We start from the raw sequence: 12,138 nt of genomic DNA, 5'->3' as shown, positions 1-12,138 counted from the left end.
GCGGACGGCAGGCCGCCGGTGTGGTCGTCGGGGCGGGCAGCGGCGCGGGGCTACACCTCTGCGACGGCGAGAGCCAGTTGCCCGTCGACAGTGGGGTTCCTCGCGGCGCTGATGGCCAGGGCGGCCCGGATCAGGCCGTCGTGCGACAGACCCTGCGGGTAGTTGCCGAGGTGGGTGCCTTCGGCGGGGTCGTACTGCTCGGCGAGGAGGCCGAGGTCGCTGCGCACCGCCAGCAGGCGGTCGAGCAGTTCCCCCGCCTCGCCGTGCCTGCCGATCAGCGCGAGAGCCTCGGCCATCCAGAACGGGGTGGCGAGGAACGCTCCCTCGTGTCCGGACAGGCCGTCCACGTTGTCGGCCGCGTCGGCGCCGGTGGGGTAGCGACGGAGCATGCCGCCGCCGGCGCCGAGTTCGCGTTCGATCGCCTCGACGGTGCCGATCAGCCGCTTGTCGTCCGGGGGGAGGAACCCCACGCGGACGATGTGCAGGAGGGAGGCGTCCAGGTCCCGGCCGTCGAGGTACTGGGTGAAGGTGTTGCGCTCCGCGTCGTAGCCCCGGGCGCACACCTCGGCGTGGATGGTCTCGGCGGTCGCCGCCAGGCTCCGCAGGGTGTTCTGGTCGGCGGCGTCGCGGCGTCCCAGCACGCGCACTGCGCGGTCGAGGGCCACCCAGGCCCACACCAGGGAGGAGACGTACCGGCGCGGGGTGCCCCTGCTCTCCCACATTCCGTCGTCGGGCTGCTCCCACAGCGCCTGGGCCTTGAGCGCCAGGGCGAGCAGCAGCTTGTCGGCGGCCGGGCAGGGCGGGATGCCTGCATCGTCCATCTGCGCGAGCAGGTCGGCGAGTTCGCCGTACACGTCCAGCTGGTGCTGTCCGGCGGCGGCGTTGCCGGTCCGGACCGGTGTGGAGCTGCGGTAGCCCCGCAGGTGGTGCTGGGGCTCCTCCGGCGGGACCGGGCCGCCGTCGAGGCCATAGAGGGGCTGGAGGGCGTCCGGGTCGACGTGGGTGGTCAGCCAGTTCCGGTACGCAGTGGGCTCTTCGACGTATCCCAGCGACAGGAGGGACTGCATCATCCACGAGGTGTCGCGCGGCCAGGTGTAGCGGTAGTCCCAGTTGCGCACCCCGCCGATGGGCGCGGGCAGCGAGGTGGTCGGGGCCGCGACAGCGGCGCCGCCGAGGTGGCACAGGCCCTTGAGGGTGAGCGCCGAACGTAGGACGGCGTCCCGGTGCGGCCCTTCGTGGGTGCTCGCGGACGCCCACTGCGTCCACCACCGGGTCGTCGCCTCCAGTGCCGTGGTGTCCGTCATCGGGGCGGGCGCCGGGCTGCCGGTGCGCGTCCAGGTCAGGGCCATGACGATGCTCTGCCCGGCCTTGAGCGGCATGTCGGTGGAGGCGGTGCCGCCGAGGTTGACGCTGTGGCGGGGCCCGTCCAGCCAGTACGTGTCGCTGCCAGCCTGGGCGCGCAGCCGGGACGTGCCGTAGCCGACGTGTTGCATGCCGGGGGTCAGGGAGCCGTAGCCGGGGCGGGGCCGAAACTCGGAGGCCAGGCGCACCATGCCGCTGCGGCAGGTGGCGACGCGCACGACCATCGGCGGCGCGTCCCCGGTGGCGTCCGGGGCGGGCAGGAAGTCGGTCACCTCCAGCACGCCGCTGCCGGTGTCCCAGACCTGTTCGACGGCGAGGGTGTCGCCGATGTAGCGCCGTCGGCTCTCGGACGGCGTGCTGGTGTACGTCGCCGGGCCGACTCGCCAGTACCCGGCTGAGGGGGTGCCGAGGAGGCTGGCGAAGACCGCGGGGGAGTCGAAGCGCGGAAGGCACAGCCACGTCATCGTGCCGTCGGGCTGAGTGAGCGCGGCGGTGCGCGTGTTGCTGAGGAAGGCGTGCGACTCGATCAGCGGATCGGGCATGGTGGACCTCCTGGGGTGGGATAACAGTTGGTGGGGTTGCGGCCCTGACCCGGACGGCCGCCGTGGGTGGTGCATGCGGTGCGATGTGCGTGAGCGCGGTGGCTTCGCCGGGGCGCGGCCGCAGCGATCCGCGGCAGGCCTCTTGCGGGCCTGCGGCGTGGGTGGTGCATCCGGTCACGGCCCGGGACGGCTTCGTGTCTAGGGCGGCCATTGGACGGGGGCTCGGTGCCGGCCATTCGCAGCGCCAGGGGACAGCCCAGGTCGCGCTGGCCGCGGGTCATCGGGCGACGGGGGCCCCTTGCGGGAGTGCCGGCGTGGCCTTGGGGTGGTACTGGGCGCAGGAGGGGCAGCCGGGGTTTCGGGGGCGGGTGATGGCGCGGGGGGTCTGGTCGGCGGGGGCGATGAGGCTGTGCAGCTGGATGGTGCCCGCCGGGTTGGCGCTTCGGGTGCCGGTGAGGTGGGTGAGGGCGGCGTGGGCGGCGTAGGTGCCGGCGAGCAGTGCGCTGGTGGAGAGGCCGGGGTTGTCGAGCGGCTGGGGCAGGGTGTCGGCCAGGCCATCGTCGTGGGTCAGGCATTCCCAGCAGGCGCTGTCGCCGGTGCCCGGCGTGTAGAGGGCGAAGCTGATCAGCGGGCCGTGGCAGCCGGGGTCGATCCACGCGCAGGAGGTGCTCAGGGCCGCGCGGTTGGCGGTCAGCCGCAGGCGGTCGGGGCCGTCGGCGGCGAGGATGAGCAGATCGCACCGGCGCATGAGGCGTGCGAACTGCACCTGGAGAACCGTCGGTTCGGGGTACAGGACGACGTCGAGGTCGGGGTGGCGTTCCAGGAGGCGGTCCCGGGTGGCGTCGACTTTGTACCGGCCGATGTCGGCGCGGGTGTAGAGGAGCTGGCGGTTGAAGTCGGATTCCTCGACGCGGTCGTGGTCAGCCAGGATCAGGCAGCCGACTCCGGCTCCGGCCAGTGCAGCCGCTGCGGTGAGGCCGACGCCGCCAATCCCGACAACGGTCACCACGGCGCGCGCCAGGATCTGCTGGATGTCCGCTCCGGTACGGCCGGGGTCTTGGTCGACCATCTCCCAGTACTTGATGCCGCGTTGGTGCAGTCGGGCGGCATCGGGGTCCAGTCGGCTGGCCGGGCGGGACGGGACGGCGTCCTGGATGTGTCCGGCATGGGTCAGGTCGAGGAGCAGCTGGCGGACCTGGGGTCCTGAGACCTCGGGGTGACGGTCGATGACCGCTTGGGCGATCTGCTCGGCCGTCATCGTGCCGTCCAGGAGTTGGAGGAGGTGCTGACGCCAGCCGTCAGGGTCGGACAGGATGCTCACGAGGCCGGGCAACGAGCCGATCTGGACTCGGCCGTCCGGCCGGATCGTGGGCTGGTGCGCGGCGCGCAGGCGAGGGTGGCTCACGGTGGGGTTCCTCAGGTTGCGGGCGGAGTGGAGCGGCGGGCCCGGCTTGCTGTCGGGCCCGCCGCCGGTGGTGCCGTGTGCTACTGGCCGGAGACGGTGCTGGCGCCCCGTTCGCGGGCCGCGCAGAACGGGCACGGCGCCACGGTGGCGTTCAGGAGCGGGGGCGTCACCCCATGGAGCCGGTAGACCGCGGCCGCGTTCCACGAGGTACGCATCCGGGCCCGGACGGCCGCCAGGTGGTTTGCGACCGTGTTCTCCGAGACCTTCTTACGGCTGGCGATCCAGGAGCGGGTACCGCCCTCCGCCAGGGCCTGGAACGAGGTCACCGCGGAGACGGAGATCGGCGTCGTCAGCACGCCCCGGGGCGGGAGCAGCAGTCCCGTTCGGCAGGCGATGTCGATGATCTGCGGCGTGGTAGCCGCCCCGAGCTTGAGTCCCAGCGTGCTGAGACGGCTTCGGACGGCGTAGTGGGACGCGCGGGTGTGCTCGGCGATCTGTATGCCGTTGAGGTCGGCGGCGAGTAGTGCCATCACCTCGCCCTCTTCCGGCGTGAGGTCGGGGTAGTGCCCGCATGGCCGCACCTGGGGCTCCTTGACCGCCGGTACCCGGAGGCTGGGGGCGGGCGGGGGCGGTTCGGTGGCTTCGGCCGGTGTGCGGGAGCTGGGGTGCATCAGGTCGTGCCTCTCCGGCCTGTCGTTGCCGCAGGCCGTCCGGTCGGTCGTGGTGTGGGCTGGGGCTGACCGTCCCCAGGGGGCGCAGCGGCACCACCCTGCGCGCACCCGCGCCTGGGGACGGTCAGCTGGAATCGGCCGTCGCCGATCCGTTCTGGCCGGGCCGTCCGGCGGGGGTGGAACGGCCGGGCCAGGGCCCGCTACAGCCGAGCAGTTCGGCGTAGCGGGGGTTCAGGGGTTGTCGTGGCGTAGGCGGGCGTCGGCGCGCCGCAGAGCCACGGCCAGGTCTGCGGGGTTGGTCGGTCTTCGCTCGCCGTCTGGGAGGACGAGCCAGCTCCTCCCGAAGAGCCGCTGCACGCCGGGGGCCGGCATGGCGACCGTCAGCGGCTCGGCCTCGTAGGCGGGGTGGCCGACGAGCCGGGTCCGAGGCATGTCCCATTGCGCGGCGGCGCGGGTGGTGACCAGGAACTCGATGCACTGGTCGGCGCGGTTGTGCAGGACCGGGCCGACCGGTACGTCGGCCTGCCACAGGTCCGCCAGCGCGACCCGGCCTCTCCCCACGTCACCGACCCGCACAACGTTGAAGAGCTCTCCGGTCTCGATGTCGGCGAGCTGGCCTGCCTTCCATTGGTCGATGGCCGCTTCCGGCTCCCGGTTGGCGGAGGCGAGCCAGGTCGCTCCGAGGTTGAAGTCCCTTGCGGCCACCCGGAGTCGGCCGCGTCGCGTGTACGTCATGAGGTCGTTTCCGTCAGGTCGAGCAGCGCAAGTCAGCCGCGGCGCCGGCCTCGGTGCGGGTGGTCCGGATGGCGTTGATGATGTAGACGATGTCGCCGTTGGTGATCGTGATGGCGTGCGGGCGGCCCTTGGCGAGGTCGTCGGCGGCTCGCCCCTCGGCGGATGAGGCATCCAGCCAGAGCAGTTGCTCGTCGCCCTCGGGAAGGCCGAGGTCGACGGCGAGTGCCTCGACTCGGTCGCGCAGCACCCTGACGGCCAAGCGGACACTTCCGGCGTCGCCGCTCCAAAGCGTGATCGGCTGGCCCCACCGGTAGTAGGCGGTGACCGTGCACCAGAAGGGCGCCGACGGTGTCCAGGGGCGCTCCCGCAGGAAGACGTTCGGGTCGGACCCGGGGCGGTGTTGCTGCGCGGAGGGCCTCGATCGAGGTGGCGTAGGTCTCCGTCGGCGGCCGGTCGCGGGCCGCCGACCGAAGACCTGGGCGAGATGGATGAGCTTCACTGTGTGACTCCCGGCGTGTCGTCGGCGAGACCAACGCTCGCCCATACCTTCTTGGTTGTGACCGTCGTCGTCACCCCTACGGCGAGCGCCAGGCGGTCCACGAGAATCAGTCCGCGGCCGTGCTCACCGCGGGCCGTGAAGACCTTGGGCAGCAGCCGGTCGGGCCGGGAGTCCTGGACCTCGACCTGACAGATGCCGCCGGTCTCGTCCAGACACACCACGACGGAGTCGCCCGGACCACTGCCGTGCCGGATCGCATTCGCCACCAGCTCCGTGAGGACGAGCAGGACATCACCGGCGTGGGCACCGTTCACGTCCCACCCCCACTTCCCCAGCTGCGAACGCGCGTTGTGACGCACTATGGGGACCACCGCCTCGTCCGCCACGAAGGTACCCGTCCAGTGGCGGACGGGCGTCGGCTGTTCGACGGCCACCATGTGCATCGCTCCCAGCGGGCGAAGAGGCTGCGGGTCGTGGGTCAACGGACCTCGCGCCGAAGACACGACGCGCCCGATGCACTGCCTACGGAATCACCATCAACTTCTGATCACCAGGCCGGTTTTGGTGCGAATATGGTTCCCTTAGGGTTCAAAGTGGCCCGTGGCCTGCACTGTTGTTCGGCGTGGATCTCCGGGGGACTTATGGAGCAGCGACAGCTTGTCCGATGGCGGAGAGCTGCAGGCCTTACGCAGGAGCAGCTGGCCGAACTGTTGAACGTGAGCCTCTCCACCGTGCGCAGGTGGGAGCGCGGACACGACAAGCCCCGGCCGTGGAGGTATCCGCCACTCGCCCGGGTGCTCAAGATCAAAGTCGCTGATGTGAGTGCCCTCTTCGACGGTCCGCCGGCAACCGTGGAGCCCAGTCAGGCGCCGAGCGCGCCGACCATCGCCGATCTGACCACGGTCCTTGAACTGCGCGAGGCGCACCTCGCGTTGTCGGCGCGCTACGAGCTGGTCCCCAGCTCCGAACTGCTCGCGGAGGGAAGCGAACAACTCTCGCATCTCAAGCAGCTCGCCGAGCAGTCCCACTCCAGTCGCCTCACACGGGACATGCTCGCCTTGCAGGCCGAGACCGCCATTCTGATGGGAAAGATCGTCTGGGACGCGAGCCAGCGCCGGGCTTCTACCGCAGCCCGCGCGTACTACGATCAGGCCGCCCGCATCGGTGAGCGTCTGCGTGACCCAGCCGTGCAGGGCCATGCCCTCCTGCGGTCGGCGTACGTCGAGCTGTACGGAACGCGGGATGCCGAAGCCGGCCTGGTCCTGGCCCGGTCCGCCGCCACGGTGGCAGCACCGATCAGCCCAGCACTCGCGGGTCTCGCGCTGCTGCATGCTGGCGAGGCCCATGCCATGCTTCGCCAAGGGCGCGAGTGCGACCGTGCGCTCGGCGAGGCGATCAACACCCTCGAAACCGTCGATGCCACCGACATCGCCAGCGACCTTGGCGCCGTCGACCAAGTCGAGCGACTCGCCGGGTCGTGCTACCTCGAACTCGGGCAGCACCGCGCCGCGCAGAGACGGCTGGAAGCCGCCGCCAGCTCCGTTTCGATCGGCCCGAAGTCCCGGCCGATCGTGCTGGGCAACCTTGCCCGCGCCGCCATCGGGCAAGGCCAACTCGACGGCGCTATCTTCGCGATTAACCGGGCCATCGACGACCTTCAGACCATCATGAGCGGCGGCGGAATCGGCGTGGTCGTCACCGCGGTCAAGGAACTCCGGCCGTGGCGAACAGCTCAGGAGGTGCAGGATGTTCAGGACAGGCTGTTCGACCTGATGGCTGCGCCGTAGAAGGGGAGCCTCCATGCCCAACAACGTCGAGGTGGACAAGGCCACGTTGCGACAGCGCGTGTGGAACGCGCTGGATGCCGCAGAGGCGGTTCGTGAACCAGCCCGCGACAGCATCCCCGACTTCCACGGCTCTCACGAGGCCGCAGAGCTGCTCGCCCAGCTTCCGGAGTGGAGGACCGCCTCGGTGGTGAAAGCCGTACCCGACACGGCGCAGGAACCGGTTCGGGTAATAGCCCTGCGAGAGGGGCGACTGGTCTACATGGCAGTCCCCCGGCTCGCCCTGCCTCATCCCTTCTTCGTCCTCGATCCGGCTGAGCTCCCGAGCCCCGCTGAGGCTGCGGCGAACCGCCGTACGGCGGCGGCCGTCGCGCCAACGACCGACGTGGGCGAGATGCGGCCCGTCGACCTGATCGTCCTCGGGAGCGTCGCGGCCGATCGCTCCGGAGCCCGGATCGGCAAGGGGGCCGGCTACTCGGACCTGGAGTACGCGCTGCTCGCGGAAGCCGGACTGGTAGGCCCCGGCACCGTCATCGCGACGACGGTCCACCAGCTGCAACTGGTGGACAGCGTCCCGACAACGGACCACGACGTCTACATGGACCTGGTGATCACGCCTACCGAGGTCATCAGGTGCCCGCCTCGCCCTCGCCCGGCCGGCATTCTGTGGGACCACCTCACCGAGGCGAAGATCCACTCGATTCCGGCTCTCATGGACCGGCGGCTTCGTCACGGCCGGACGACCTAGCGTGCTGACGCAGGCCGGTTACGCGCCGGAGCCCGTCTCCCGAAGGCGACGGGCTCCGTGAGCTCGTGGGGTCTACTCCCAGCCGAGTGCCAGCCGGAGACGCTCGAACTCGTCGCGTGGGATCGACTGGGTCGGCACGTACAGCAGCTGCGTGACCGTCCGGTGGGTTCCGGGGTACGTCCGGGACTGGTAGATCCGCAGCCGGGGGAAGACGACGGTCTGCTCGGGGTGGGCGAGGTCGAACAGCTGCCCCAGGTCGTGGGGCAGCGGGGCGCCGTCCTCATCCACCAGGTCGACGTGGCCGGAGGCCAGGGGCTGGTGGGCCTTGATGCCCGGGGTTGTCGGCTCAGGCTGGCTGGGCTCCGGTGCAGCCGTCGGGCTGGGGGGCGGGTCGAGCGGCGCGGCGGCAGACAAATCGGCGGGCGGGGTCTCCAGGTCCGCGCCGCCCGCGCCGACGGCCTCCGCCGCGGGGGCGGCGGTGGGCTTCGTGGTGGGCTTGCGGGCGGCCATCAGTGCGCCTTGAAGGTGCCGTAGACGAAGCTCTCGGGGCGGGGGACCTCGAGGCCGATGCGCTCGGAGCCGCGCATGGTGACGACGCCGCGCTCGAAGTTGTCGCGGTTCTCGGTACTGACCTGGACGGAGACCTGCTCGCGGTCGTACAGGCGCGCACCCAGGCCGAAGGACCCGACGAGGAACTTGCCCTGGTTGATGGCCATGGAGTCCACCACGGCGAGCCGCCAGACAATCTTCTGTGCGCCGATCGCGACGTTCACGGCGACGCGGTACGCGCCCTGGAGGTCGGTCTCCAGCTCCAGGTCCTCGAAGTCGAACGGGTGGAGCACGATCCCGGTCGGCGGGTAGTAGGCGAGCACGGCGCGGGTGGCCGCTCGGCGGATCGCCGCGCTCTGCTTGTCCGGGTCGGCCTGCGCGTAGGTCTGGACGCCGGCTGTGTTGACGATGCCGGTGATCTTCTCATCGCCGCCGGCTCCGAAGAGGAGCTCGTTGTCCTCGGTCATCTTGACGCCGTCGACGAGTTCGCTGTCGATGATGTCGCGCAGCCGCGGCTCGTCGGCCAGGGTGTTCTTGTGGACCGGGATGGTGTGCGCGATCTCGGCGACCGGGTAGGTGACGGTCTTGAACGTCAGGTTCGACTGCGGGGCTCGCGCGTACACCTCGACGGCGGCCGTGCCGCCGGGCGGCACCTCCATCGCTCGCTCGGGCACGATTGCCGCCGCGTTGGTGAAGCCGGTGACGCGCACCCCGTACAGGATGTTGGCGGTGGTGGTCTGGGAGGGGAACAGGTCCCGGATGCGGCCCGGCCGAACGGCGCGCGGAACGATGTCCAGGTGCTCGGGGGTGCCGAAGCCGAGGACGTTGGCGGTGCCAGTGCTCCGGGTGAAGATGTCCTTTCGGGCGAGTTGGTCCAGGGCGCTGCCGTCGACGGTCACCATCTGGTCGAAGCTGCCGCGGAAACCGGCGGCCTTGAGGCCCTTGAACTCCTCGCTGTCGAGGAACTGCTGGCCGAGGGACTTGGCCTGGCCGCCGAGGTGGGCCACGAGGGCGGCGTCCTGCGGGGCGAAGGGCTGCGAGGTGGGTTCGGCGAGGAAGGCGTGGACGGTCGCCGCGCCCTCCAGATCGGTGATCAGCTGCTTGATCTCCTGCGCCTCGCTGAGGGCCTTACGAAACGCAGCGGCCTTCTCGGCCGAGACCGTGACGCCGCCGTCCTCGACGGTGAAGGCCGCGCTGATGCCGTCCAGTTCGGCGGCCTTGGCACGCAGGGCGCCGTTGAGCTCCTTGAGTCGGCTCTTGTCGATGGTGGGCACGGTGTGGCGCTCCTTGGGATGGTTCCGGGCCACCCCGCCAGCGCGGGACGGAAGAGGTCCAGCCGTGCGACCGGTCAGCACCGGACCGCCACGGCGATCGGCACACCGTAGGAAGAGCTGATCGCTAGTGTCGCGTCGAGGCCCACGGCGCACTCCGGCACCGCCGGACGCTTCGCTCGATAGCTTCAAGTCGCTTTCTCAAAAGCCGATTTGGCTGTGCCCATCACCCTGCGGCGCGGGTGAATGTGGTGCCGTCCGGCAGGGTGCCGGACAGCCGGTGATCCGCCGGCCAATGCATCGGAGACCCATGTATCCCTTCCCGAAACCCCGGTTACCACTTCTGGACGCCGCCCCGGGCCCGCTTGCCGAGTTGGACCACAAGGCCGTCCCGGTCCTGACCATCGACGGGCGGACGTTCCAGGTCGTTCGGACGTCGGCCGGGTGGGCGCTGCGAATCTCCTCCTCCACGGTCGAGTTGTACGGGCCATCGGACACCTCTGCACAGGCGGAGGAGTGGCTTCACAGGTTCGCGGCATGGCGCCTGTGGCAACTGACCCGGACCCGCGGACCCTGGGGCTGCCTCGCAAGGGCCCCGGAGGGCTGGATGACCGCACTGGCACGCACCGCCCAGCCCCCAACCGTGCAACTGCACCTTGACGTGCAGGACGCGGAGGTTCACACAGCCGCCCACCTGATCGCCCCAGCCTGCTGGTCTCCCGTAAACGACGCCAGCCTGCCACTGGGGGTCCGGGCGATCGAGACACAGTTCTGGGTGCGGGAGGGCTATCGGGTGATGGCAACGTGGGCCACTGCCGACTTGGGGGCAACCACTCGGGACGCCTACCGGAACCACGAACTCGGACGCGGCAACTACTCGCCGACGGACCTTGCCGAGCAACTCGGCGTCTCGCACGCGATGATCGCGGCCGCCGCAGCCGGGCGCGGCTGGAACCCAACGATCAGCAGGGCAGTTGGCGTACTGGCCAGGCGGTAGGGCCCCTGCCGGGCCTCGGTCAGGCGGTGAGCACGGCGGTCAGGCGCCTGGTACCCGTGTTCCCGGCAGGTCTGGTGCCCCGGTCTGCGAGGATGGCCAGCAGGGCCGGCCCCACTTCGTCTGGGGCCGGCCCTGCTGGGGAGCCGCCGGTGGGATCAGGCGAGGTGGTCGAAGTGGCCCGCCTTAACCCCGAGGAGCATGGCGCGGATCTCGCCACGGGTGTAGATGAGCGGGGTCTGCTCGGTCCGCTGCGAGTCGCGGATGGCCACGAGATCATCTCCGACCTGGCCGAACTCCACACAGTTGTTGTTGCCGCCGCTGTACGGCGACTTCTCCCACGTCACGGTAGAGAAGTCGATCGAGGTGGGGTCAGGCTTCGCGCTGGTCACTGGGACGGAACTCCTTGATCATTTCGGTGATGCGGGCACGAGTCTCCGGCGGACCGAGGGCTCGGGCACGCAGGTGGTCGAACGCCTCGTCGTACTCTTCCACGTCGTCGGCGGCCTCGAGGCACACCGACTTGGTCAGGCCCTCCACCCAGACGACGGGCTGGGTGGGGCCAGGGAAGCCCATGCGCATGAAGCTGCCGTAGCTCGCCGGATGGAGGCCAACACCGAAGGGAAGGAGCTGAACCACGATGTTGGGCCGCAGGGACATCTCCAGCAGGTGACGAAGCTGGCCCTCCAGGAGGGCCGGCGTGCCACGCAGGCGCCGGAGTGCCGCCTCGTCGATCACCGCCCACAACTTCGGGGGCTCGTCCGACGTGAGTAGGTCCTGACGCCTCATCCGGACCTCCACGAGGTCTTCGATGCTTCGGGCGTCGAGTTTGACCCGCATGGAGCTGATGACAGCGCGGGCGTAGTCCTCAGTCTGCAACAGCCCCGGGATGAGCTGCGCCTCGTAAGAGTGAAGGGTGGTCGCGCTGGACTCCAGGGCGACGTAGCCCGAGTACTGAGTCGCGGCCATCAGGGCCGAGTACTTGCGCCACCAGCTGTTGCGCTGGGCGTTGTCGGCGCGCACCAGGTCCAGAAGATCTTCACGGACCTCAGGATCGGTGACGCCGTAGTGGTCGAGCAGCGCCTTGACGAGGACCGGGGTCGTGCCGCGCTGGCCGGTCTCGATGCGGCTGAGGCTGCCCTGCGTGATCTCGACGGCCTCGGCGACCGCGGTCAGGGTCATCCCGGGTATGGCTTCGCGCAGCGCTTTGAGTCGGGGCGCCAGTTGGCGTCGGTACACGGACTGGGGTGCTGGGGGCCTCTTCGCCATGGGGCACAGTCTGGCGGGTGGACCGGTGCGGGGCAACGCATCTGAGGCAAAGTCAGGTGGGCATATTGCCCAACTGCCTTTTGTAGGGGCATGCTGTGAGGGCGACAACGAGGAGTGAGCGAAGGGTCACTCCTCATGACGTCGCGTGCTGCCGCGATCCGTTGCACAGACACCCGGATGCGTGCCTCCTGACCTCGGCCTCCGTCCGGTTCTCTCGCCGGACCCGTCGACCTCGTTCAGCCCGAGATCCACCTGCACAGCCGCTGCCCGCAACCCCGAAGGCGCCGGCCGGCAGCGCGCCACCACTCC

Annotated in this window: 13 protein-coding genes; 3 read left to right on the top strand and 10 right to left on the bottom strand. The window is 70.3% G+C overall.

Annotated elements, in window-relative coordinates; genetic code table 11:
* Nucleotides 1–50: 50 nt before the first annotated feature.
* From ACFY2K_RS35295 to ACFY2K_RS35270, 6 genes are all read right to left on the bottom strand, one after another.
* Nucleotides 51–1,904: a glycoside hydrolase family 15 protein gene (locus tag ACFY2K_RS35295; RefSeq protein WP_387716725.1), complete on the bottom strand. Its 1,854-nt coding sequence runs from the start codon at nucleotides 1,902–1,904 to the stop codon at nucleotides 51–53.
* 277 nt (nucleotides 1,905–2,181) lie between these two features.
* Nucleotides 2,182–3,309 carry a HesA/MoeB/ThiF family protein gene (locus tag ACFY2K_RS35290; RefSeq protein ID WP_387716723.1) on the bottom strand — a complete coding sequence of 376 codons (1,128 nt, stop codon included), beginning with the start codon at nucleotides 3,307–3,309 and terminating at the stop codon, nucleotides 2,182–2,184.
* 80 nt (nucleotides 3,310–3,389) lie between these two features.
* Nucleotides 3,390–3,890, bottom strand: coding sequence for a hypothetical protein (locus tag ACFY2K_RS35285; RefSeq protein ID WP_387716721.1), 501 nt, complete (start codon nucleotides 3,888–3,890; stop codon nucleotides 3,390–3,392).
* Nucleotides 3,891–4,211: 321 nt separating this feature from the next.
* Complete coding sequence (locus ACFY2K_RS35280) at nucleotides 4,212–4,715, bottom strand: hypothetical protein (protein ID WP_387716719.1); 504 nt, start codon at nucleotides 4,713–4,715, stop codon at nucleotides 4,212–4,214.
* A gap of 13 nt (nucleotides 4,716–4,728) precedes the next feature.
* The gene (locus ACFY2K_RS35275) at nucleotides 4,729–4,974 is read right to left on the bottom strand and encodes a hypothetical protein (RefSeq protein ID WP_387716717.1); all 246 of its coding nucleotides are present in this window, start codon (nucleotides 4,972–4,974) and stop codon (nucleotides 4,729–4,731) included.
* Nucleotides 4,975–5,210: 236 nt separating this feature from the next.
* On the bottom strand, nucleotides 5,211–5,651 hold the full coding sequence (locus tag ACFY2K_RS35270) for an ATP-binding protein (protein WP_387716715.1): 441 nt from the start codon (nucleotides 5,649–5,651) through the stop codon (nucleotides 5,211–5,213).
* Between the two features lie 135 nt (nucleotides 5,652–5,786).
* On the opposite strand from ACFY2K_RS35270, the gene ACFY2K_RS35265 reads away from it, so the two are divergent.
* Both ACFY2K_RS35265 and ACFY2K_RS35260 read left to right on the top strand, forming a co-directional pair.
* Nucleotides 5,787–7,001 (top strand): helix-turn-helix domain-containing protein, encoded by a 1,215-nt coding sequence (locus tag ACFY2K_RS35265; RefSeq protein ID WP_387716713.1) that lies wholly within the window; start codon nucleotides 5,787–5,789, stop codon nucleotides 6,999–7,001.
* A 13-nt stretch (nucleotides 7,002–7,014) separates the two neighbouring features.
* Complete coding sequence (locus tag ACFY2K_RS35260; RefSeq protein WP_387716711.1) at nucleotides 7,015–7,746, top strand: 5-formyltetrahydrofolate cyclo-ligase; 732 nt, start codon at nucleotides 7,015–7,017, stop codon at nucleotides 7,744–7,746.
* 72 nt (nucleotides 7,747–7,818) lie between these two features.
* Here the strand turns inward: ACFY2K_RS35260 and ACFY2K_RS35255 are convergent, their stop codons facing one another.
* The gene (locus tag ACFY2K_RS35255) at nucleotides 7,819–8,256 is read right to left on the bottom strand and encodes a hypothetical protein (protein WP_387716709.1); all 438 of its coding nucleotides are present in this window, start codon (nucleotides 8,254–8,256) and stop codon (nucleotides 7,819–7,821) included.
* Nucleotides 8,256–9,569 (bottom strand): phage major capsid protein, encoded by a 1,314-nt coding sequence (locus ACFY2K_RS35250; RefSeq protein ID WP_387716707.1) that lies wholly within the window; start codon nucleotides 9,567–9,569, stop codon nucleotides 8,256–8,258. The genes ACFY2K_RS35255 and ACFY2K_RS35250 overlap by 1 nt, the downstream gene beginning before the upstream one ends.
* A 604-nt stretch (nucleotides 9,570–10,173) precedes the next feature.
* On the opposite strand from ACFY2K_RS35250, the gene ACFY2K_RS35245 reads away from it, so the two are divergent.
* On the top strand, nucleotides 10,174–10,563 hold the full coding sequence (locus ACFY2K_RS35245) for a hypothetical protein (protein WP_387716705.1): 390 nt from the start codon (nucleotides 10,174–10,176) through the stop codon (nucleotides 10,561–10,563).
* 155 nt (nucleotides 10,564–10,718) lie between these two features.
* Here ACFY2K_RS35245 and ACFY2K_RS35240 read toward each other — a convergent pair whose 3' ends face one another.
* Both ACFY2K_RS35240 and ACFY2K_RS35235 read right to left on the bottom strand, forming a co-directional pair.
* On the bottom strand, nucleotides 10,719–10,952 hold the full coding sequence (locus tag ACFY2K_RS35240) for a DUF397 domain-containing protein (RefSeq protein WP_387716703.1): 234 nt from the start codon (nucleotides 10,950–10,952) through the stop codon (nucleotides 10,719–10,721).
* Entirely contained in the window at nucleotides 10,933–11,829 is an 897-nt protein-coding gene (locus ACFY2K_RS35235) for a helix-turn-helix domain-containing protein (protein WP_387716701.1), read from the bottom strand. Before ACFY2K_RS35235 ends, ACFY2K_RS35240 begins: the two co-directional genes overlap by 20 nt.
* Nucleotides 11,830–12,138 lie beyond the last annotated feature (309 nt).

The organism is Kitasatospora sp. NPDC001309 (genome assembly GCF_042896295.1).
In the GTDB taxonomy this organism is placed as follows: Bacteria; Actinomycetota; Actinomycetes; order Streptomycetales; family Streptomycetaceae; genus Kitasatospora.
This window is presented reverse-complemented; position numbering and strand designations above follow the sequence as displayed.